At 69.9% G+C, this 19322-nt stretch carries 17 protein-coding genes and 1 tRNA gene; 8 read left to right on the top strand and 10 right to left on the bottom strand.

All coding sequences use genetic code 11. The annotated features are described in order from the left end of the window. The first annotated feature begins 7 nt into the window (after positions 1-7). The gene (trpD, locus tag ABFG95_RS16625) at positions 8-1039 is read left to right on the top strand and encodes an anthranilate phosphoribosyltransferase (RefSeq protein ID WP_049070803.1); all 1032 of its coding nucleotides are present in this window, start codon (positions 8-10) and stop codon (positions 1037-1039) included. Next, positions 1036-1824, top strand: coding sequence for an indole-3-glycerol phosphate synthase TrpC (gene trpC / locus ABFG95_RS16620; protein ID WP_054419334.1), 789 nt, complete (start codon positions 1036-1038; stop codon positions 1822-1824). Before trpD ends, trpC begins: the two co-directional genes overlap by 4 nt. Before the next feature lie 157 nt (positions 1825-1981). On the opposite strand, the gene ABFG95_RS16615 is transcribed toward trpC, so the two are convergent. Further along, positions 1982-3865, bottom strand: coding sequence for a sigma-54-dependent Fis family transcriptional regulator (locus ABFG95_RS16615; RefSeq protein WP_348994798.1), 1884 nt, complete (start codon positions 3863-3865; stop codon positions 1982-1984). Between the two features lie 226 nt (positions 3866-4091). Between ABFG95_RS16615 and adh the strand changes: the two genes are divergently transcribed. After that, positions 4092-5621, top strand: coding sequence for an aldehyde dehydrogenase (gene adh / locus ABFG95_RS16610; protein ID WP_348994797.1), 1530 nt, complete (start codon positions 4092-4094; stop codon positions 5619-5621). 88 nt (positions 5622-5709) lie between these two features. Further along, positions 5710-6087: a DUF779 domain-containing protein gene (locus ABFG95_RS16605; protein ID WP_049070798.1), complete on the top strand. Its 378-nt coding sequence runs from the start codon at positions 5710-5712 to the stop codon at positions 6085-6087. A 30-nt stretch (positions 6088-6117) separates the two neighbouring features. Here ABFG95_RS16605 and ABFG95_RS16600 read toward each other — a convergent pair whose 3' ends face one another. From ABFG95_RS16600 to ABFG95_RS16590, 3 genes are all read right to left on the bottom strand, one after another. Then, a complete protein-coding gene (locus ABFG95_RS16600) occupies positions 6118-6279 on the bottom strand; it encodes a hypothetical protein (protein ID WP_167385901.1) in 162 nt (53 codons plus the stop codon). A 95-nt stretch (positions 6280-6374) separates the two neighbouring features. Beyond that, a complete protein-coding gene (locus ABFG95_RS16595) occupies positions 6375-7019 on the bottom strand; it encodes a 2-hydroxychromene-2-carboxylate isomerase (protein WP_049070796.1) in 645 nt (214 codons plus the stop codon). Beyond that, the gene (locus ABFG95_RS16590; RefSeq protein ID WP_100509006.1) at positions 7016-7255 is read right to left on the bottom strand and encodes a DUF2917 domain-containing protein; all 240 of its coding nucleotides are present in this window, start codon (positions 7253-7255) and stop codon (positions 7016-7018) included. The genes ABFG95_RS16595 and ABFG95_RS16590 overlap by 4 nt, the downstream gene beginning before the upstream one ends. A 171-nt stretch (positions 7256-7426) precedes the next feature. On the opposite strand from ABFG95_RS16590, the gene ABFG95_RS16585 reads away from it, so the two are divergent. Both ABFG95_RS16585 and ABFG95_RS16580 read left to right on the top strand, forming a co-directional pair. Next, complete coding sequence (locus ABFG95_RS16585; protein WP_049070793.1) at positions 7427-8356, top strand: LysR substrate-binding domain-containing protein; 930 nt, start codon at positions 7427-7429, stop codon at positions 8354-8356. Between the two features lie 215 nt (positions 8357-8571). Further along, positions 8572-10644: an LTA synthase family protein gene (locus ABFG95_RS16580; protein ID WP_348994796.1), complete on the top strand. Its 2073-nt coding sequence runs from the start codon at positions 8572-8574 to the stop codon at positions 10642-10644. Positions 10645-10704: 60 nt separating this feature from the next. Here the strand turns inward: ABFG95_RS16580 and selD are convergent, their stop codons facing one another. Beyond that, complete coding sequence (selD, locus tag ABFG95_RS16575) at positions 10705-11766, bottom strand: selenide, water dikinase SelD (protein ID WP_348994795.1); 1062 nt, start codon at positions 11764-11766, stop codon at positions 10705-10707. A gap of 134 nt (positions 11767-11900) precedes the next feature. Between selD and ABFG95_RS16570 the strand changes: the two genes are divergently transcribed. Further along, positions 11901-12998, top strand: a complete 1098-nt coding sequence (locus ABFG95_RS16570; RefSeq protein ID WP_068951397.1) for a transglutaminase-like domain-containing protein — start codon at positions 11901-11903, stop codon at positions 12996-12998. 12 nt (positions 12999-13010) lie between these two features. Next, positions 13011-13550 carry a TlpA disulfide reductase family protein gene (locus tag ABFG95_RS16565; RefSeq protein ID WP_049070788.1) on the top strand — a complete coding sequence of 180 codons (540 nt, stop codon included), beginning with the start codon at positions 13011-13013 and terminating at the stop codon, positions 13548-13550. Positions 13551-13557: 7 nt separating this feature from the next. Here the strand turns inward: ABFG95_RS16565 and ABFG95_RS16560 are convergent, their stop codons facing one another. The 5 genes from ABFG95_RS16560 to fdhE all read right to left on the bottom strand — a co-directional run bounded on the left by ABFG95_RS16560 (position 13558) and on the right by fdhE (position 19229). Further along, on the bottom strand, positions 13558-14592 hold the full coding sequence (locus ABFG95_RS16560) for a glycosyltransferase (protein ID WP_068956169.1): 1035 nt from the start codon (positions 14590-14592) through the stop codon (positions 13558-13560). Between the two features lie 196 nt (positions 14593-14788). Then, positions 14789-14884, bottom strand: a tRNA-Sec gene (locus tag ABFG95_RS16555). A gap of 12 nt (positions 14885-14896) precedes the next feature. Beyond that, entirely contained in the window at positions 14897-16834 is a 1938-nt protein-coding gene (selB, locus tag ABFG95_RS16550; RefSeq protein ID WP_348994794.1) for a selenocysteine-specific translation elongation factor, read from the bottom strand. Beyond that, positions 16831-18291 (bottom strand): L-seryl-tRNA(Sec) selenium transferase, encoded by a 1461-nt coding sequence (selA, locus tag ABFG95_RS16545; RefSeq protein WP_348994793.1) that lies wholly within the window; start codon positions 18289-18291, stop codon positions 16831-16833. Before selA ends, selB begins: the two co-directional genes overlap by 4 nt. Positions 18292-18293: 2 nt before the next feature. Continuing rightward, a complete protein-coding gene (fdhE, locus tag ABFG95_RS16540; protein WP_348994792.1) occupies positions 18294-19229 on the bottom strand; it encodes a formate dehydrogenase accessory protein FdhE in 936 nt (311 codons plus the stop codon). Between the last annotated feature and the right edge of the window lie 93 nt (positions 19230-19322).

Here is a 19322-nt window from a genome sequence, read left to right as displayed (position 1 = left end):
ACGCACCGTGACGATCTCCCCCTCCGAAGCGCTGACGCGCTGTATCGAACACCGCGAAATTTTCCACGACGAAATGCTGCATCTGATGCGCATGCTGATGCGCGGCGAGATGTCGCCGCAGATCGCAAGCGCCCTGCTGATGGGTCTGCGCGTGAAAAAGGAAACGGTGGGTGAAATCACCGCGGCCGCGCAGGTCATGCGCGAGTTCGCCACGCCGGTGGTCACGCCCAACCCCGAAGACCTGCTCGACATGTGCGGCACCGGCGGCGACGGCAGCCACACCTTCAACATCTCCACCACCGCCATGTTCGTGGCGGCGGCGGCCGGCGTGCCGATCGCCAAGCACGGCAACCGCAGCGCGTCCTCGTCGAGCGGCAGCGCCGACGTGCTGGAAGCGCTGGGCGCCAACCTGGTGCTGACGCCCGAACAGGTGGCCGAGTGCATCCAGGCCACCGGCATCGGCTTCATGTTCGCGCCCGCCCATCACGGCGCCATGAAGAACGTGGCCGCGGTGCGCAAGGAACTGGCGGTGCGCACCATCTTCAACATCCTCGGCCCGCTGACCAACCCGGCCGGCGCCGCCAACCAGCTGATGGGCGTGTTCCACCCCGACCTGGTGGGCATCCAGGTACGCGTGCTGGAACGCCTGGGCTCGCGCCACGTGCTGGTGGTGCACGGCAAGGACGGCATGGACGAGGCTTCGCTGGGCGGCGCCACCATGGTGGGCGAGCTCAAGGACGGCAAGGTCAGCGAGTACGAGATCCACCCCGAGGACTACGGGCTATCCATGATGTCCAATCGCAGCATCAAGGTGTCCAATCGCGAACAGTCGCGCGAGCTTGTCATAGAGGCGCTGGACAATGTCGAGGGCACCGCCCGCGACATCGTCGCGCTGAATGCGGGTCTCGCCATTTACGCAGGCAACAAAGCCGATTCCATTCCCGCAGCGTTAGCGCTAGCATTTGAACTGATTTCCACCGGCGCGGCGCGAGCCAAGCTGGAAGATTTCTGCGCATATACCCGGAAATTCCAGAAATGAACGATATTCTCGCGAAGATCCTCGCCGTCAAGGCCGAGGAAGTCGCCGCCGCGCGCCAGATGCGCAGCGAAGCCGAAGTCCTGCGCGAAGCGCAGGCGCGCCAGGACGTGCGCGGCTTTGCCCAGGCCATCGAAGACAAGATCTCGCAGGGCAAGGCCGGCGTCATCGCCGAAATCAAGAAAGCGTCGCCGTCCAAGGGCGTGCTGCGCGAGACCTTTCAGCCCGCTGAAATCGCGGCCTCCTATGCCGTGCATGGCGCCGCCTGCCTGTCGGTGCTGACCGACGTGCAGTTCTTCCAGGGCTCGCACGACCACCTGCGCCAGGCGCGCGCCGCCTGCTCGCTGCCGGTGCTGCGCAAGGACTTCGTGATCGATCCCTACCAGATCATCGCCGCCCGCGCGATGGGCGCCGACTGCGTGCTGCTGATCGTCGCCGCGCTCACGCCCACGCAGCTGCGCGAGATGGAAACGCTGGCCATGGAACTGGGCATGGACGTGCTGGTGGAAGTGCACGACGCCCAGGAACTGGACATCGCGCTGACGCTGAAGACGCCGCTGCTGGGCATCAACAACCGCAACCTGCGCACCTTCGAGACCAGCCTGCAGAACACGCTGGACCTGCTGCCGCGCATTCCCGCCGGCAAGCGCGTGGTGACGGAAAGCGGCATCCTCAAGCCGGAAGACGTGAAGCTGATGCGAGCGCACAAGGTCGACGCCTTCCTGGTGGGCGAGGCCTTCATGCGCGCCCAGGACCCGGGCGCCGAGCTGGCCCGCGTGGTCGGCTGAGCCGCCGCCGGTCCCGCGCCATGCACGACCCGGGGCGCGGCGCGCCACGGCGTCCTTGCATGTTCATCCATGCTCATGCATGCGTGATGTTGCATACGTGTTGTTGCATGCGTGTTCATGCATGCGTGTTCATGCATGCGTGCTCTTGCGCGTCGATTCAACCCGGCCGTGCCAGCCCCAGCGCCGCCGCGCGTCGGTACAACGTGCTGCGATGCACGCCCAGGGCGCGCGCCGCGGCGCTGACGTTGCCGGCGTGCGCGGCCAGCGCCGCGCGGATCGCCTCGTCGGCCATGGCCTGCAGGCTGGGCGCGCCGGCGGACGCCGGCGCCGCCGGCATGCCGCGGATGTCCGCCGGCAGCATTTCTTCATCGACCCTGCCGGACGCGCCCGCCAGCACGTGCAGCGTGCGCAGCACCGCGGCCATCTGGCGATAGTTGCCGGGCCAGGCGTATTGCGCCAGCGCGTCCTCGATGCCGCCCGGCAGCGCCGGCCCGCTGCCCTGCGCGGCCCATAGCGTGCGCAGTAATTCGCGCAGGTCGGGGCGGGCGCGCAGCGGCGCGAGCGTCACGGTGTATTCGGCGATACGGAAGTACAGATCGGGGCGCACCGGCGCGTCCGGGCCATCATGCGCCAGCGCGCGATGGGTCGCGCACACCAGCGCGAAGTCCACCGCCACCGGCCGCGCCGCGCCCAGCGGCGACACCTCGCGCGACTGCAGCACCCGCAACAGGCGCGCCTGCAGCGCCAGCGGCATGTCGCCGATCTCGTCCAGGAACAGCACGCCCCCATGCGCCTGCCGCAGCAGGCCCTTGCTGCCCTGGCGGCGCGCGCCGGTGAAGGCGCCGTCTTCATAGCCGAACAGTTCGGATTCGATCAGGCTTTCGGGCAGCGCGGCGCAATTGACCGCCACGAACGGGCCGGCCGCACGCCGACTGCGCGCATGCAGCTGGCGCGCGAAGACCTCCTTGCCCGCGCCGGTCTCGCCCTGCAACAGGATCGATACGCCCGCGTCCGACAGATGCACCGCGCGCGCCAGCGCGCCCAGCGTGGCCGCGTCGAAGCTGGCGGCATCGCGCTGAGTCTGGGGCGCCGGCAGCGCGGCCGTGGCCGGCAGGCGCAGCGCCGGTTGCGGGGCGACCGTCGGCCGCGACCGGGGCAGGCGCAGGCGCGCGTGGTAGACCGCGCCGCCGCGCGCCTGCACCCGCCCGGCCGCGTCGGGCGCCTGTTCCATGACGCCCTCGAACAGGTCGGCGTAGCGATAGACGCCCAGCGCCGTGGACGCCAGGCCCAGCACCTGCAGGGCGCGGCGGTTGGCGCCCACCAGCAGGTCGCCCTCGAAGGCCAGCAAGGCCTCGCCCGGCGTGCCCAACGCGGAACGGTCGGCATGCAGGCGCAGCACCGCGCAGGATTCGTGCGCGCTGTCGAACAGCCGGTGCTCGATCAGGTCGACGGCGGCCCGCACCAGCGCCAGCACGTCGGGGCGCACCTCGCGCGCGGGGCTGGAAAGATCCAGCACGCCCAGCATGCGCCCTTCGCTGTCGGTGATCGGCACCGCGGCGCAGGTCAGGATGCGGTTGGGTTCGAAATAGTGTTCGGCGCCGTGCACCACCAGTGAACGGCCTTCCACCAGCGCGGTGCCGATGGCGTTGGTGCCCGCGCCGGCCTCGTCCCAGGCCGCCCCGGGCATCAGCGCGACGCGCGAGGCGCGTTGCGCGAAATCGATGTCGCCGTCGCTGTCCAGCACCAGGCCCTGGGCGTCCGACAGGATCACCAGGCCGTCGCTGCCGCCTTCGCGGCGCAGCAGCGACATGGCGGGTTCGGACAGCCGCCGCAAGGCCTCGTTGCGCTGGCGTGCCTCGCGCAGTTCGGCGGCGGTCATGGGCTCGGCGCGGCGCTTGCCGCGCATGTCGAAACCCAGGTCGGCGCAGCGGCGCCAGGATCGCAGGATGGGTTCGGCGACCAGGCCGCCGGGCACCACGCCCTGCTGGTTGAACAGCTGGCGCGCTTGCGTCAGCGGGTGCCGACCGGATTGAGTGGCCATGCATGTCTCCTTGGACGGTGTTCTGCGACACCTGTTCCGCGACAGTGTCGCGAAACGCGACACCCGGTAGCGGCGAAACGCCGCCCACGCCCCTGCCGGCGCGTGGCAATCTACTTTCGCACGCGGCATGCGCGCTTGTCCAGCCGCGTCCCCCGACATGGCACGCGGTTTGCTTGATACGAAGCAGGCACCCGACTGCCGTTACACCGACTATACGGAGACAAGCATGGACATCGCGACCCGCGTCACCCCAGAATCCTATGGCACGCGCCTGGACCTCAGGACGCAGTATGACAACTTCATCGACGGCAAATGGCAGGCGCCCGCCGACGGCGAATACTTCGACAACGTCACGCCGGTCACCGGCCAGGTGCTGACCCGCAACGCCCGCTCGAAAGAGCGCGACATCGAGCTGGCGCTGGATGCGGCGCATCGCGCCGCGCCCAAATGGGGTGCGACCCCGGCCGCCGAGCGCGCGCAGATCCTGATGCGTATCGCCGACGTGATGGAGGCCAACCTGGAACGCCTGGCCACCGCCGAGACCTGGGACAACGGCAAGCCGATCCGCGAGGCCCGCGCCGCCGACATCCCGCTGGCGATCGACCACTTCCGCTACTTCGCCTCGTGCATCCGCAGCCAGGAAGGCGGGCTGTCCGAGATCGACCACGACACCGTCGCCTACCACTTCAACGAGCCGCTGGGCGTGGTCGGCCAGATCATCCCGTGGAACTTCCCCATCCTGATGGCCGCGTGGAAGCTGGCGCCGGCGCTGGCGGCGGGCAACTGCGTGGTGCTCAAGCCGGCCGAGCAGACGCCGCTGGGCATCCTGCTGCTGATGGAACTGATCGGCGACCTGGTGCCGCCGGGCGTGGTCAACGTGGTCACCGGCTTCGGCCTGGAAGCGGGCAAACCGTTGGCCTCCAGCAAGCGCATCGCCAAGATCGCCTTCACCGGCGAGACCACCACGGGCCGCCTGATCATGCAGTACGCGTCGCAGAACATCATCCCCGTGACGCTGGAGCTGGGCGGCAAGTCGCCCAACATCTTCTTTGCCGACGTGGCGGCGCAGGACGACGACTTCCTCGACAAGGCCATCGAAGGCTTCGTCATGTTCGCGCTGAACCAGGGCGAAGTCTGCACTTGCCCCAGCCGGGCGCTGATCCAGGAATCGCTCTACGACAGGTTCATGGAGCGCGCGCTCAAGCGCGTGGCCGAGATCAAGCAGGGCAACCCGCTCGATGGCGACACCATGCTGGGCGCGCAGGCCTCCACCGAGCAGCTGGAGAAGATCCTGTCGTACCTCGACATCGGCAAGCAGGAGGGCGCGGCGGTGCTGGCCGGCGGCGCGCGCGCGCAGTTGCCGGGCGCGCTCGAAGGCGGCTACTACGTGCAGCCCACCGTCTTCAAGGGCCACAACAAGATGCGCGTGTTCCAGGAAGAGATCTTCGGGCCGGTGGTGGCGGTGACCACGTTCAAGGACGCCGACGACGCGCTGGCGCTGGCCAACGACACGCTCTACGGCCTGGGCGCGGGGGTCTGGTCGCGCGACGCCAACACGTGCTATCGCATGGGCCGCGCCATCAAGGCCGGGCGGGTCTGGACCAACTGCTACCACGCCTATCCGGCGCACGCCGCGTTCGGCGGCTACAAGCAGTCCGGGATCGGCCGCGAGAACCACAAGATGATGCTCAACCACTACCAGCAGACCAAGAACCTGCTGGTGAGCTACTCGCCCAAGAAACTGGGTTTCTTCTGACCCACAGGCGATGCCCGCCGGTGCGTCGCGGATCGACCCATGCCGGGTCGGCCGCGCCGCGCCGGCGTGGCGTCGCGGGAGTTGCATCATGCCAGGACCCACTCCGCGCGTGGTCGCCACCGACGCGGCGCGCGCGCTGATCGAAACCTTGCGCGCCAAGCACGGCCCGCTGATGTTCCACCAGTCGGGCGGCTGCTGCGACGGCAGTTCGCCCATGTGCTACGCGCAGGGTGAATTCATGGTGGGCGGCTCGGACGTGCTGCTGGGCGAACTGGAGGGCTGCCCGTTCTACATGGGCGAAGACCAGTTCGCCTACTGGGAGCACACTCAGCTCATCATCGACGCGGTGCCCGGACGCGGCGGCGCGTTCTCGCTGGACAGCGCCGAGGGCAAGCGCTTCCTGCTGCGCTCGCGGCTGTACTCGGACGAGGAATGGGCCGGCGTGGCCCCGGTCACGCGCGGTTGAGGCCGCGTCCCGCTGCGCGAACGCGCCGCGTCACGCGCGACGCGGCGCGCCGTCCTTGCCGGGCGGTTCGGCGCCACCGGCCTGTTGCTGCCACTGGAACGAGACGCGGCGGATGCGCGCGGCGCGGAATTGCGTGAACGAACGGCCACCCGGCATGGGTGCGCCGCGTAGCGGACTGCTGGTGTTTTTCATTGCGGGAAAAGCGTTGGCGGAAAAACTCTACGGTTGCCTTGCGTCGCCGGCCACGCCGGCGGCAATGACGAAAAGGACGGGCGCGGCCACGGGCATCAACCCGCCGCGGCGGCCCAGGCGCTGACGGGCGCGCGGCGGGTCCATTCGAGCGCGTCTTCCAGGCGGTCGTTGCCCCAGAACATCTCGCCGTCCACCAGGAAGGTCGGGGCGCCGAACAGCCCCAGGTGGCGGGCTTCGTCGACCCGGCGGCGCAGCGCCTCCTTGGCGGCCTCGGACTTGCCGCGCGCGATCAGCGCGTCGGCGTCGAGCGACAGGTCGGTCAGCAGCGCATGCACCACATCCTCGGCCTGGATGTCCTGGTCGTGCTGGAAATTGGCGCGGAACACGGCCAGGCAGAAGTCACGGCCCCAGGGCTCGTCCTGGCCCAGCAGCGCAATGCGGGCCGGCAGCACGCTCATGCGCGGAAACAGGCGCGGCCGGTTATAGGGCACGCCATACTTTTCGGCCAGGCGCGCGATGTCGCGCATCATGTAGGCGCCCTTGCCGGGGAACAGGCGGAACGGCGTGTCGTTCCAGCCCTGGGCCTGGAAGATCGGGCCCAGCAGGAATGGCCGCAGGTCGACCCGCACCTCGGCCCGCGCCGCCAGGTCGCCGATGCGTTCGATCGCCAGGTAGCTGTAGGGACTGGCGAAATCGAACCACATCTCGAGGCGGGGCGTGGCGGGCAGGGGCGCATTCATGACAAAAGCTCCAACGGCTGGGAAACCTGGGAAACCAGGGCGACCTGCGCATCCGGCAGGCCGCTGAGAACGACGTCGCGATCGCTGTCCACGATGATGGACTCGCCGGCTTGCAGCACGCTGTCGTCCGGGCGGCGGTAGGCGGACAGCCACACCGTGCCGGCCTGGCACTCGATCCGCAGGCCCGACGCGCGCCTGAGCAGCATAGTCGAACCCCGCGCCAAACGGAATGACATTCCCGCAGTGCAACATAGTCGGATCATGGCGCATCCCACGCCGCCTTGGCGGCCAGCCTGCCGGGCATCGGCGCCTTGGCACCGCGTCACCCGTCGTCTGAGGCATATTGGACGCCGCAGGCGTTATATTGCACAAGCGACATTTCCGCCGCATACGCATGATTTTAAAGAATGTCATATCCCCTGGCCAAACTTCCCCCGCTCGACCTGGTCCGAGGCTTCGTCGCCGTGGGCCGCCGCATGAGCATCACGCTGGCGGCGCAGGACCTGCACGTGACGCAGTCGGCCGTCAGCCGGCAGATCCGGGCGCTGGAGGCCCACCTGGGCGTGCCGCTGCTGGTGCGCGGCTTTCGCAGCGTCTCGTTCACGTCCGAAGGCGCGCAGCTGTTCCGCATGGCCGACGCCTGGCTGGGCCAGCTGGGCGACCTGACCGAGCAATTGCGCGCGCCCGAACGCCGCACGCCGGTCACCGTCACCACCACCATCGGGGTGGCCTCGCTGTGGCTGCTGCCGCGCCTGGGCGACTTCCAGGCCGCCCATCCGCAGATCGACGTGCGGGTGGCGGCCGATAACCGGGTCATCGACATCGACCGTGAAAGCGTCGACATCGCCATCCGCTACAGTCTGCGCGACACGGTGCCGGACGGCGCCGTCTGGCTGTTCGGGGAGTCGGTGGTGCCGGTGGCCCACCCGTCGCTGCGGGCGCGCGCCCTGGATGCGCGCGAATTGCAGCGCCACGTGCTGCTGGAATTCGACGACCCCACCCGGCCCTGGCTGCAATGGTCGGAATGGCTCAACGCGCGCGGCCTGGGCCGGGTGCGGCCCAAGGGCATGTTGCGCTTCAACCAGTACGACCAGATCGTGCATGCGGCGCTGGCCGGCCATGGCATCGCGCTCGGGCGGCTGGCGCTGATCGCGCCGATGCTGGCGGACCGGCGCCTGGCCGCGGTCGACGGCCAGCCGGCCGATGCCACCGAGCATGCCTACTGGCTGGTGCGCAACGCGCGCCGCAGCACGCCTGACGCCGAGATCGTGACGCGCTGGCTGGTACGGCAGGCCGCGACCACGGCACAACTGCTGACGGCGGATTCGGGCCGATAAACGCCACGCCCCACGGGTGTGCCGAGGTTTTCGGACCGACCGACACTGGCCAGTCCGGAGCGCCGCGCTACAAGAACTATACAAACCTTCACAGATTCGGCCGCGCCCTGCTGTAGATTGCGCCTGCATGACAAGTCATGGGTCCGGACCCGGCTTCCCGCGCTTGATTCGTGCGCCGTCCGCCCTGGTCCGACGCGCACCGACGCTATCCATTCATGGTGCAGATGAAGCTTTTCCGTTCCGCCGACGCCTGGCAAGACTGGTTTCTCAATTTCCAGCGTTCCTTCCTCATCCTGCTGGCGCCCTGGCTGGTGTCCGTAATCGCGCAAGGCCTGGGCCGCGCCTACCTGCTGGCGGCGTACGCGCCGCCGGGCGCCTACGCGGCCTTGCCGCAGGACATCAACCGCACCCTGGTGATCGGCCTGCTATTCGACATCAAGGTCGCGGCGATCGCGTTCTCGGTGCCGTTGCTGGCCGCGCTGCTGCTGGCCGCGCGGCCAGCGGCGTACGCCCTGTGGCTGCGCGCCCTGCCCTGGCTGGCCGCCGTGCTGGCCATGCTGTTCACCGCCAGCACCGTGATCAGCGTGTGCTACTTCGCCACGTTCTCGCGCTCGATCGACATCTTCGTGTTCGGCCTGATGGACGACGATACCCATGCCATCCTGGTGACGCTGTGGCACGGCTATCCGGTGCTGCGGACGCTGGCGCTGCTGGCGGCGGTGCTGGGCGCCACCTACTGGCTGGCGCGGCGCTGGAGCGCCCTCATCCTGCGCACGCGCCTGGCGCGCCGGGCGCTGGCGCCCAGCGCGCTGAGGCTGTCGCTGATCATCGCCATCACCGTGCTGGCCTGCCGGGGTTCGCTCGGACCCTTCCCGCTCAACAGGGACGACACCGGCATTTCCTCGCTGCGCCTGCTCAACGACATCGCGCCCAACGGCATATCGGCGTTCTTCTGGGCCCTGTCCGAGCGCGACAACGACAAGCGCTTCAAACCGGTCACCGCCGAAGAGGGCGAACAGCTCTACCAGCGCTTCCTGGGACGACCTGGCCACGGGCTGCAGCCTTTCATGGCCAGCACCGGCGCCAACCCGCAGGCCCGCGCCCGCCCGCCGCACGTGGTGCTGCAAGTGATGGAAAGCATGGGTTACCACATGAACATGTACGACCGTCCAGGCCGCGACCTGCTGGGCGCGCTGCGGCCGCACTGGCAGCAGGACTGGCGCTTCGACCGATTCCTGTCGGAAGGCAATGGCACCATCGATTCGCTCAGCCGGCTGCTGGTGCGCAGCCCGGTGCTGGCCACCAGCCAGTCGTCGGCGGCCAGCGCCACCTTCGCCAGCAATGCCTTCACGCCGTTCCTGGCGCGCGGCTACCGGGTGGTCTTCGTCACCTCGGGCGCGGCCACCTGGCGCAATCTGGGCCGCTTCGCCACGCACCTGGGCGCGCAGGAATTCGCCGACCAGCTGACGCTGAGGCAGCGCTACCCCGAGGCGCAGCCGGGCGCCTGGGGCGTGCCCGACGAATACATGTTCCGCTACATCGCCGAGCGCCTGGCGCGGGCCGACCGCGACGGCGAACCGCTGTTCGTCGTCGCCCTGTCCACCACCCATCATCCGCCGTTCCTGGTGCCCGAAGGAGGCCAGCGCGGCGGCCTGGACCTGAGCGATATCGAACGACTGCCCTACTATGACAGCTGGTCCGGCCTGGACGAAGCCTTCGACACGCTGCGCTATGCGAACGACCAGCTGGGGCGCTTCCTGACCGGCCTGAAAGCCTCGGCCCAGGGCGCCCGCACCATCGTCGCGGTGACCGGCGACCACAACATCCTGGGCGTGGACTATGCCGCCGACAGCGACATCGCGCTGGCGCGCGCGGTGCCCTTCTACCTGTATGTGCCGCCCGGCTACCGCGGGCAATCGACGTATGACCCGTCGCGGCCGGGCAGCCACAAGGACATCCTGCCCACGCTGTACCACCTGAGCCTGCCCGACACCCCCTATTTCCGCAGCGGCTGCGACCTGCTGGCCGCGCGGCCCGATCCGCGATGGTGCTTCGGCTTCAACAATCCGCGATTGGTGATCACGCGCGACGGTGCCTATCAGCGCGATCGCCCCGGCCGCATCCAGCCATGGGCTGGCTCCACCGGCCTGGCCCTGGCGCCGGAGCAGGCCGCTTCGCCCGCGCAGGCGGCCGAGCAGGCGCGGCTCGGGGCATACGGTCCGCTGCTGCAATGGCAGATCAACTACCAGGTGCAGAACCAGACGTCAGCGCGGCCGGACCGGCCGTAAGACTGTCCGCCACCGCGCAGGCTTGGGCCGCCCGGCGCGCCGCGCAGCCCATGGCGCGGACTAGTCGACGCGCACCAGCGGCTCGCCGGCGGCCATCTCGCCGACCACCGCGGCATCCGCGAATCCCTGCTCGCGGAACAGCGCCAGCACCGCTTGCGCCGCTTCCGGCGCGCAGGCCACCAGCAGGCCGCCCGAAGTCTGCGGGTCGGTCAACAGGGCCCGCTCGACATCGCTCACGCTCGCGCCCAGCCGCACGGACTCGCCATACGAGGCCCAGTTGCGGCCCGACGCGCCGGTGATCACGCCCTCGGCGGCGAAGGCCTGCACGCCCGGCAGCCACGGCAGCGTGTCGCGCCGCAGCACGGCGGTCAGCCCCGCGCCGCGCGCCATCTCCAGCGCGTGGCCGAGCAGGCCGAAGCCGGTGACGTCGGTGATGGCATGGACGCCGTCCATCGCGGCCAATGCCGCGCCCGGACGATTCAGGCGGGTGGTGTTGTCGATCATCACGCGGTAGCCATCGGCGTCCAGCCGGTTCTTCTTGAGCGCCGCCGACAGGATGCCCACGCCCAGCCCCTTGCCCAGCACCAGCACGTCGCCGGCGCGCGCGTCGGCGTTGCGCTTGATGCGGTCCGGATGCACCAGCCCCATCGCCGCCAGGCCGTAGATCGGCTCGACCGAGTCGATGCTGTGGCCGCCGGCCACCGGAATGCCCGCGTCCTTGCACACCGATTCGCCGCCGCGCAGGATCTCGGCGATGACATCGTGCGGCAGCACGTTGATGGGCATGCCGACGATCGCCAGCGCCATGATCGGCGTGCCGCCCATGGCGTACACGTCCGACAGCGCGTTGGTCGCGGCGATGCGGCCGAAGTCGTAGGGATCGTCGACAATCGGCATGAAGAAGTCGGTGGTCGCGATCAGGGCCTGCTCGTCGTTGAGCCGGTAGACCGCCGCATCGTCGGCCGTCTCGGTGCCCACCAGCAGGTTGGGGTAGCTGGCGGCCGGCCCGAAGCGGGCCAGCAATTGCGACAGCACGCCGGGCGCGATCTTGCAGCCACAGCCGCCGCCGTGCGACAGCGAAGTCAAGCGCGGCACCGCCGCGGACGCTGCATCCTGGGTCATGTCAGTCTCTCCGTAAGTGATGGGAAAAGGATAGCATCGCGCCCCCGAATGGCCCTATGATGATCGGGCAGCAACGGACGGCCGCCCGCCACCGGGCGCACCGACAGCCAAACTTCACCGTGCGTGAGGGCTTCATGGATCGCCGACACTTTCTCCGTTTCTCGGGCGCGCTGTGCGCCGCCCAGGCCGCCTTGCCCCTGGCCGCCCGCGCCGAACAGGCGCCCGTCAGCGCCGACTGGCGCGGCTTCGAACTGACCACCCACATCCAGGTCCGCGATCCCGGCGCCCACCCGCGCCTCTGGATTCCGCTGCCCTATGCCACCGACACCGGTTACCAGCGCGGCGCGCAAAGCGCCTGGCTGGTCAGCGGCGGCGGGGCCGCGCAGCTGGTGCAGGCCCCCGGCTACGACGTGCGCATGCTCGCCGTGCAATGGCCCGACGCCCAGGCGCCGCGCGAGGTCACGGTGACCAGCCGCTTCCAGACCCGCAACCGCCGCGTCGACCTGACCCAGCCGCCCCCCGGCGCGCCGCGTGAAAGCGCCGCCACGCTGCGCGAATTCCTCAAGCCGACCGCGCTGCTGCCCACCGACGGCATCGTCAAGACCACCGCCGACCGCATCACCCAGGGTCACCACGGCACGCTGGCGCGGGCCCGGGCGATCTATGACTGGGTGGTCGACAACACCTGCCGCACCGCCTCCACCCGCGGCTGCGGCACCGGCGACGTGCGCTACATGCTCACCGCCAACGACCTGAACGGCAAATGCGCCGATATCAACGCGCTGTTCGTGGCCCTGGCGCGCGCTTCCGGCATCCCGGCACGCGACGCCTACGGCCTGCGCGTGGCCGACTCGCAGCTCGGCTTCAAGAGCCTGGGCAAGGCCGGCGACGTGACGAAAGCACAGCACTGCCGCGCCGAGTTCTACGCCGACGGCTACGGCTGGATCCCGGTCGACCCGGCGGACGTGCGCAAGGTCATGCTGGAAGAGCCGCCCGGCGACCTGCCGGCCACCGATGCCCGCGTGCGCAGCGCCCGCGTCATGCTGTTCGGCGCCTGGGAAATGAACTGGGTCGCCTACAACCACGGCCACGACGTCGCCCTGCCCGGCACCGCCCACGGCCCGGTGCCCTTCCTGATGTACCCCAACGGCGAAACCGCCGACGGCCGCCTGGACAGCCTCGACCCCGACAGCTTCCGCTACACCCTGACCGCGCGCCCGCTGTCCACCTGAGCGGGCCACGCCATGCTCAGCCGCCGCCAACTGCTGCAATCCGCCCTGTCGCTGGCGGCCCTGCCTGCCTGGGCGGGCGCCGCCAGCGACAGCGCCCTCAAGCTCGCCACCGGCCCCGACTGGGCGCCCTGGACCGCCGCCACCCCGCCCCTGGCCCTGCCCGACCTCTCCGGCCGCGAACAGAAACTCGCCAACTGGCGCGGCAATGTCGTCATCGTCAGCTTCTGGGCGACATGGTGCGACCCCTGCCGCGACGAAATCCCCCTGATGTCCGCCATGGCCAGGCGCCACCGCGAGGAAGGCCTGCGCCTGGTCGCTGTCAACGTCGGCGAAGCCCTCGGCAAGATCACCACCTTCCTGGCCAAATGGCCCGTCGCCGGCGCCGTGCTGCACGACCGCAACAGCACCGCTTCCAAGAAATGGGACGCCGTCGGCCTGCCCGCAAACTACCTCGTCGATCGCGGCGGCAGCATCCGCCACTGGCACCTGGGCGCGCTGGACTGGAAAGCCGAGAACGTCAGCAGCGTCGTCACGCGGATGTTGCGCGCGTAGGCATTGGCTACCGGCTGGTGGACACGTCCGCCACGGCGAGACTTTCCGCGCGGACCATCCGTCGCAGGCGCCAATACGCCTTGAGCAGGCGTCGAAGTTGGGTAATACCGCGTGCGTGGCGAACCAGCCGCGGCCAGGCGCGAAGATCGAGCATGGCGCGCGCAAGGTGGGCCCGCATCTGCGGATCGCCCACGTCATTGCGAAGCAGACTTACGAAGCACAGAAGTTCATGCACAACGTGGCGGACGAGGGCAATGCGAGTCCTGCGGCCGAGTTCTCGTCGCGAGGACAGGACAAGCAACCTGCCGATGATATGGACATAGCTGATGCCGCGCCGCTGGCGGATCTGAGGCGAAGTCGACAGCGTTGTCGAATCGGGGTTGCGGCGATAGCCATACACAGGTTCGGGCGCGAAGCCGATCCGCTTGGCAACAAGGGCGAGCTCGGTAGTCCAGAGAATGTCTTCGTGGAATATCGTGGGTTCGAATGCCAGCCGGTGCCGGCAGATGAGGTCACGCCTGATAAGTTGCAGGCAAACGTAGTGCGGCCATTCCCCGACGCCTACACAGTGGACGATCCAGTCCGTGCCGGCCATCGTCCGCGCGACCGGCTGCCGTGTCAGGACCGCGGGCCGGGGCGCGGGAGGGGGTGTGTCCGTGAAGCGATATGCGTTACCGATCAACACGTCCAGATCCTGCGAGACGGCCTGTTCGTACCACGCAGCGAGCCCCGCCACGGGCAACACGTCATCGGCATCGGCGAATGCGATCCAGGTACCACGCGCCGCCTGCAAGCCGGCATTCCTTGCGGCGCCCTGCCCGAGATGGGTCTGCCTGATGATGCGCAGGCGCGCATCCTTGGCGGCATAGGCCTGCAGGATCGCCATGCCGCCATCGGCGGAACCATCATCGACCGCGATCACCTCCATGTTCATCGCGGCATTGCCCAACAGCGCATCCAGTTGGTGGGCAAGATACCGCTCGCAGTTATAGACAGGGACGATCAGGCTGATCTGTGGCGCAATGGGGTCGACGTGGTTCATATCCGGTAATGCGTAGGCGCGTGAATCCTCGCGCCCTGAACCGGGTCTTGCCATGGGTCTTCGATTATTCGATCCATCGTCCAACAGGCGCGGGTGGATCGGTAAACTACGCTGGATTACGAGGCCACAGGGACCAGACTCATCAATACAAGACCGGTCCGCCTGTTTTTGGCCGAACGACCATCGCGGGAACGAATGGCGGAAGGCAGCAGGAGTCGAACCTACCTGGGAACGTCTGACGCCCCCAACCGGGTTTGAAGCCCGGCCGTGCCACCGGACACGGATGCCTTCCTCGAAAACCCGCCTATGATACCGCCTGCCCGGCCCCCAGGTACGCGCTGTCCGTGCGCAGCACATGCGTGTCACGCAGCCGCCGTGTCAGCCCCGTCCGATCGAAGAATTCCAGGATCTGGATCGCGCGTTTGCGCCCCAGGCCGGTGGCATCCCGGAAGGCCGCCGCGTTCAACCCTTCGGGTTTGCCGGCAAGCGCGACCGCCAGCGCCGCCAGCTCCGCCACCCGCTCGCGGTGATAGAACAGATCCTTCACCACCTGCGCCACCTCGCCACGCCGCAGCAGCTTGCGCAGCACCTGCCGCACGCGCTCCTCGGGCTCGCCCTGCGCGCGCGCCAGATCGCGCACCCAGGGAGGGTCGTAGGCGCCCGCGGCCAGCAGCGGCAACAGGCGTTGCGCCAGTTGCGCCTCGGCCTCGGCCAGCGCCGCGGTGTGGCCCGGCAGATGCAGCCACGGCCCGTTGCGCAACACCCGGCCCTGCTGCTGCAGATCGTCCAGCAGCCCCTGCCACAATGCCTCCGGCGCCGCCGGCAGCGCCATGCGGCGCAGGCGCGAGCCGTCCGGCCCGGGTTCGTCCGGCGCGCCCTGGTGAAAGGTCGCCAGCGCCTGCTCCACCCGCGCCCGCAGCGCTTCCCAGTGCGTGGCCAGGATCAGCGTGCGCGCGCCCTGCGGCGCGCGCGGCTCGATCCAGATCGCGCCATCGGGCGCCGCCAGCTCGCGCACCGGCCGGCCTGCCAGGCGTTGCAGCGCCGTCTCGTCCAGTCCCAGCACGGCCTGCGCCAGCAGCGGTTGCAGCCCGCCGCCGTCCAGCATCTCCGCCACGCCTCGCAGCCATTGCATCCGCGCCGGCGCGCGGCGCTTGCGGTCCGGCGCGTTCGGATCGAGCACGCGGCCGCCGCCGACCGTGCGCGTGGCCTGCGCATTGCGCACAATGTAGCGGTCGCCCGGCATCGCGCACACCAATTCGTCGAATACCAGTTGCACCCAACCCGACTGGCCCGGCGCCAAGGCATCGGCCGACAGCGGCACCACATGCCCCACGTGGCGCGCCGCGCCGATGTGCACGTGCAGCGGCGTCCAGGCCCGCAGCGGCGCGTCGGCCGAGGGCAGCAGCGTCAAGGCCACATCGACGTGGCGCGACGGCAGAAAGCAGCGCGCATCGGCAATCCAGTCGCCGCGCGTGATGGCGCTCTTGTCGATGCCCGCCAGGTTCAGCGCGCAGCGCTGGCCAGCCGCGCCGGTCTCGCTGGGCTGGTTCTGCGCGTGGATGCCGCGCACCCGCACCCGCGTGCCCGCCGGCATCAGGCGCAGGTCGGCGTCGTCGTCGCCGACGCGGACGCGGCCGCCGTGCGCGGTGCCGGTGACCACGGTGCCGTGGCCGGCCAGCGTGAAGACGCGGTCCACCGCCAGCCGGAACAGGCCCGCGCCGTCGCGCGCGCCCAGCGCCTGCGCCGTCTCATCCAGATGCTGTTTGAGGCGCGCGACGCCATCGTCGCCGATGCGCGCCGCGCACACTTCGAACACGGGCGCGTCCCGCAGGAAGGTGTCGGCCGCCAGCGCCGCGATCTCGCCGCGCACCGCCGCCAGCCGGGCCGGGTCGGCGCGGTCGGCCTTGGTCAAGGCCACCGCGCCGCGCGCCACGCCCAGCAGCGCCAGGATGGCCAGGTGTTCGCGGGTCTGCGGCATGACGCCGTCATCGGCCGCCACCACCAGCAGGCCGAAGTCGATGCCGCTGGCGCCCGCCGCCATGGTGTGCACCAGCTTCTCGTGGCCCGGCACGTCGATGAAGCCCAGCACGTCGCCGTTGGGCAGGGGCGTGTAGGCGTAGCCCAGTTCGATTGAAATGCCGCGCGCCTTCTCTTCCTTGAGACGGTCGGTGTCGACCCCCGTCAGCGCCCGCACCAGCGTGGTCTTGCCATGGTCGATATGGCCGGCGGTGCCGACGATCATGCCCGCGGCTCCACGGATTGCGGCGCCGATGACGCGGCGGAGGCTTCAGCGAGTCTTTCGGCGAGTTGTGCGGTGAAGGCGGCCTCGTCGCGCGCCTCCAGGCAGCGCAGATCGAGCCACAGCGCATCATCGGCGATACGGCCGATCACCGGCACCGGCAGGTTGCGCAAGCGCGTCTCCAGGCGGTCCAGATGGCGGCCGGGACGGCCCTTGCCGCGATAGCGCACCGCCAGCCCGTAACTGGGCAACTGGTCCACCGGCAATGCGCCGCTGCCGATCTGGCTGAACATCGGCACCGCCTCGACCTCGTAGTCCGCGCCCGCCGCGTGCGCCAGCACGCCGCGCAGGCGCTCGGCCAGCGGCTGGATCTCGCGCTGCGGCCGCGTCAGCAGGCGCAGCGTGGTCAGGCGCTGCGCCAGGAATTCCGGCGCGCGGTACAGCTGCAATACCGGTTCGAGCGCGGCCAGCGTCAGCTTGCCCACGCGCAGGGCGCGCTTGAGCGGGTTCTTCTTGATCTTGCGGATCAGGTCGGCGCGCCCGACCAGCAGGCCGGCCTGCGGGCCGCCCAGCAGCTTGTCGCCGCTGAAGGTGACCAGGTCAGCGCCGGCGGCAATGGTCTCGCGCACCGTGTCCTCGCGCGGCAGGCCGAACTGGGTCAGGTCCACCAGCGTGCCGCTGCCCAGGTCCACCGTGGCCGGCAGGCCGCGCGCATGCGCCAGTGCCGCCACCTCGGCCACGCCGACGCTCTTGGTGAAGCCGGTGACGGCGTAGTTGCTGCAATGCACCTTCATCAGCATCGCGGTGCGCGGGCCGATGGCGTTCTCGTAGTCGGCGGCGTGGGTGCGGTTGGTGGTGCCGACCTCGACCAATTTGGCGCCGGCGCGCTTCATGATGTCCGGGATGCGGAAGGCGCCGCCGATCTCGACCAGCTCGCCGCGCGACACCACCACCTCGCGACGGTCGGCCAGCGCGTTCAGCATCAGCAGCACGGCGGCCGCGTTGTTGTTGACCACCGTGGCGGCCTCGGCCCCGGTCAGTTCGCACAGCAGGTCGTCGATCAGGTCGTCGCGGTCGCCGCGGCCGCCGCTGTCCAGGTCGAATTCCAGGTTGGCCGGCGTGGTCAGCGCGCGCAGCACCGAGGCCACCGCCTCGTCGGGCAGCAACGCGCGGCCCAGGTTGGTGTGCAGCACAGTGCCGGTCAGGTTGTAGACGGCGCGCAGACGCGGGGCGGCGGCACGCGCCAGGGCGCTGTCGACGGCGGCGGCCACGGCGGCTTCCGCCAGGTCCGCGCGCGGCAGCTCGCCGGCCAGGGCGCGCTGGCGCAGGACGTCCAGGTGCCGGCGCAGGGCCGCCACCACCTGCGTGCGGCCATGCGAGTCCAGCGCCGCGGCCAGCGCCGGCGCGTTCAGCAGCCGGTCGAGCGCGGGGATGTCGGCGGCGGCGGCGAACCCGGTCATGGCTATTCCTCCTCGGCGCCGTGCCACAGCAGCGGATTGCCGCTGGCGCGCGAATAGCCGGCCTCGCCCACCAGCACGTCCAGCATCAGGCTGGCGAGGTCGTCGGCCACCGGCTCCACGTGCAGGTCCTTGTCCTGGTAGAAGATCTTGCGGTAGGTATGGCAGCGGTCGCAGGTCTCGGCCTTGATGGCGGGCGCGCGGCCCTCGATGGCCTGGTAGGCCACGGACTCGACGTCCTCGCAGTGCGAACACTTGACCCGCACCATGTGCCACTGGGTCGCGCACAGGCTGCAGCACAGGTAGCGGTAGCCCTCGAACTGCCCGCCCACGCGCACCACGCTGGCCACCGGCAGGCTGGCGCACACCGGGCAGACGCCGAAGGGCGAGGCCACCGGCAATTGCTTTTCGTCGAAGCGGCTGGCCAGGTCGGTCCAGTACACCTGCAGGGCAGCCATGACGAACGGCGCGGCGGCGCCGTCGACGCCGCGATGCTGTTCCGACAGCACCGCCTCGGCCAGGTCTTCGAGCGATTCGGTGTCTTCGTCGAGCGCGCGGCGCAACGCCGCGCAGACATCCAGGGCCTCGGCCGGCACGTCCTGGCCGCCGGCAACCTCGCCGACCAGTTGGCGCAGGATGTCGCGCCACAGCGGGTCGCGCGGCCAGCCCACCGCCTGCAACGGCGGCATGCCATGGGCCTGCGCCAGGGCGATGCGGTCTTCCGAGGCCGGCGGCGCGTTGCAGCCGCGCAGGGCGTTCTGCTGGGCGTCGACCAGCCGCGCCATCAGCAGCAGGTAGTCGGCCACCGGGCTATCCACGGCCAGCTGCCGCAGGCGCGCCGCGCGCGTCGCGAAAACCGAATCGCGCGCCGGCAGCTGGATGCGGGGGATGGTGTTGTGATCGAGCGCCTCGATCTCGCCACGCGGAAGAATTCGCTGCAATTGCGTCTCCAGATAAACAAACACGGCTGCCGCCCCGACAGGGGGAGGCAGCCGTGCGGTGGGATCGGGCGGGATCCACCCGGCGGCGCCGCC

It is taken from the genome of Achromobacter sp. HNDS-1, assembly GCF_040084795.1.
In the GTDB taxonomy this organism is placed as follows: Bacteria; Pseudomonadota; Gammaproteobacteria; order Burkholderiales; family Burkholderiaceae_B; genus Achromobacter; species Achromobacter ruhlandii.
The sequence above is the reverse complement of the archived record's forward strand: the minus strand, read 5'-3'. Positions and strand labels throughout refer to the sequence as shown.

Excerpts from the sequence above, each read along its gene's own strand:
- ABFG95_RS16560 (WP_068956169.1), bottom strand. The coding sequence starts at position 14,592 with ATGAACCACGTCGACCCCATTGCGCCACAGATCAGCCTGATCGTCCCT.
- ABFG95_RS16615 (WP_348994798.1), bottom strand. The coding sequence starts at position 3,865 with ATGGCCACTCAATCCGGTCGGCACCCGCTGACGCAAGCGCGCCAGCTG.
- ABFG95_RS16595 (WP_049070796.1), bottom strand. The coding sequence starts at position 7,019 with ATGAATGCGCCCCTGCCCGCCACGCCCCGCCTCGAGATGTGGTTCGAT.
- ABFG95_RS16605 (WP_049070798.1), top strand. The coding sequence starts at position 5,710 with ATGCCAGGACCCACTCCGCGCGTGGTCGCCACCGACGCGGCGCGCGCG.
- trpC (WP_054419334.1), top strand. The coding sequence starts at position 1,036 with ATGAACGATATTCTCGCGAAGATCCTCGCCGTCAAGGCCGAGGAAGTC.
- ABFG95_RS16590 (WP_100509006.1), bottom strand. The coding sequence starts at position 7,255 with ATGTCATTCCGTTTGGCGCGGGGTTCGACTATGCTGCTCAGGCGCGCG.
- ABFG95_RS16585 (WP_049070793.1), top strand. The coding sequence starts at position 7,427 with ATGTCATATCCCCTGGCCAAACTTCCCCCGCTCGACCTGGTCCGAGGC.
- ABFG95_RS16600 (WP_167385901.1), bottom strand. The coding sequence starts at position 6,279 with ATGAAAAACACCAGCAGTCCGCTACGCGGCGCACCCATGCCGGGTGGC.
- ABFG95_RS16565 (WP_049070788.1), top strand. The coding sequence starts at position 13,011 with ATGCTCAGCCGCCGCCAACTGCTGCAATCCGCCCTGTCGCTGGCGGCC.
- selD (WP_348994795.1), bottom strand. The coding sequence starts at position 11,766 with ATGACCCAGGATGCAGCGTCCGCGGCGGTGCCGCGCTTGACTTCGCTG.
- adh (WP_348994797.1), top strand. The coding sequence starts at position 4,092 with ATGGACATCGCGACCCGCGTCACCCCAGAATCCTATGGCACGCGCCTG.
- ABFG95_RS16570 (WP_068951397.1), top strand. The coding sequence starts at position 11,901 with ATGGATCGCCGACACTTTCTCCGTTTCTCGGGCGCGCTGTGCGCCGCC.
- ABFG95_RS16580 (WP_348994796.1), top strand. The coding sequence starts at position 8,572 with ATGGTGCAGATGAAGCTTTTCCGTTCCGCCGACGCCTGGCAAGACTGG.
- selA (WP_348994793.1), bottom strand. The coding sequence starts at position 18,291 with ATGACCGGGTTCGCCGCCGCCGCCGACATCCCCGCGCTCGACCGGCTG.
- selB (WP_348994794.1), bottom strand. The coding sequence starts at position 16,834 with ATGATCGTCGGCACCGCCGGCCATATCGACCATGGCAAGACCACGCTG.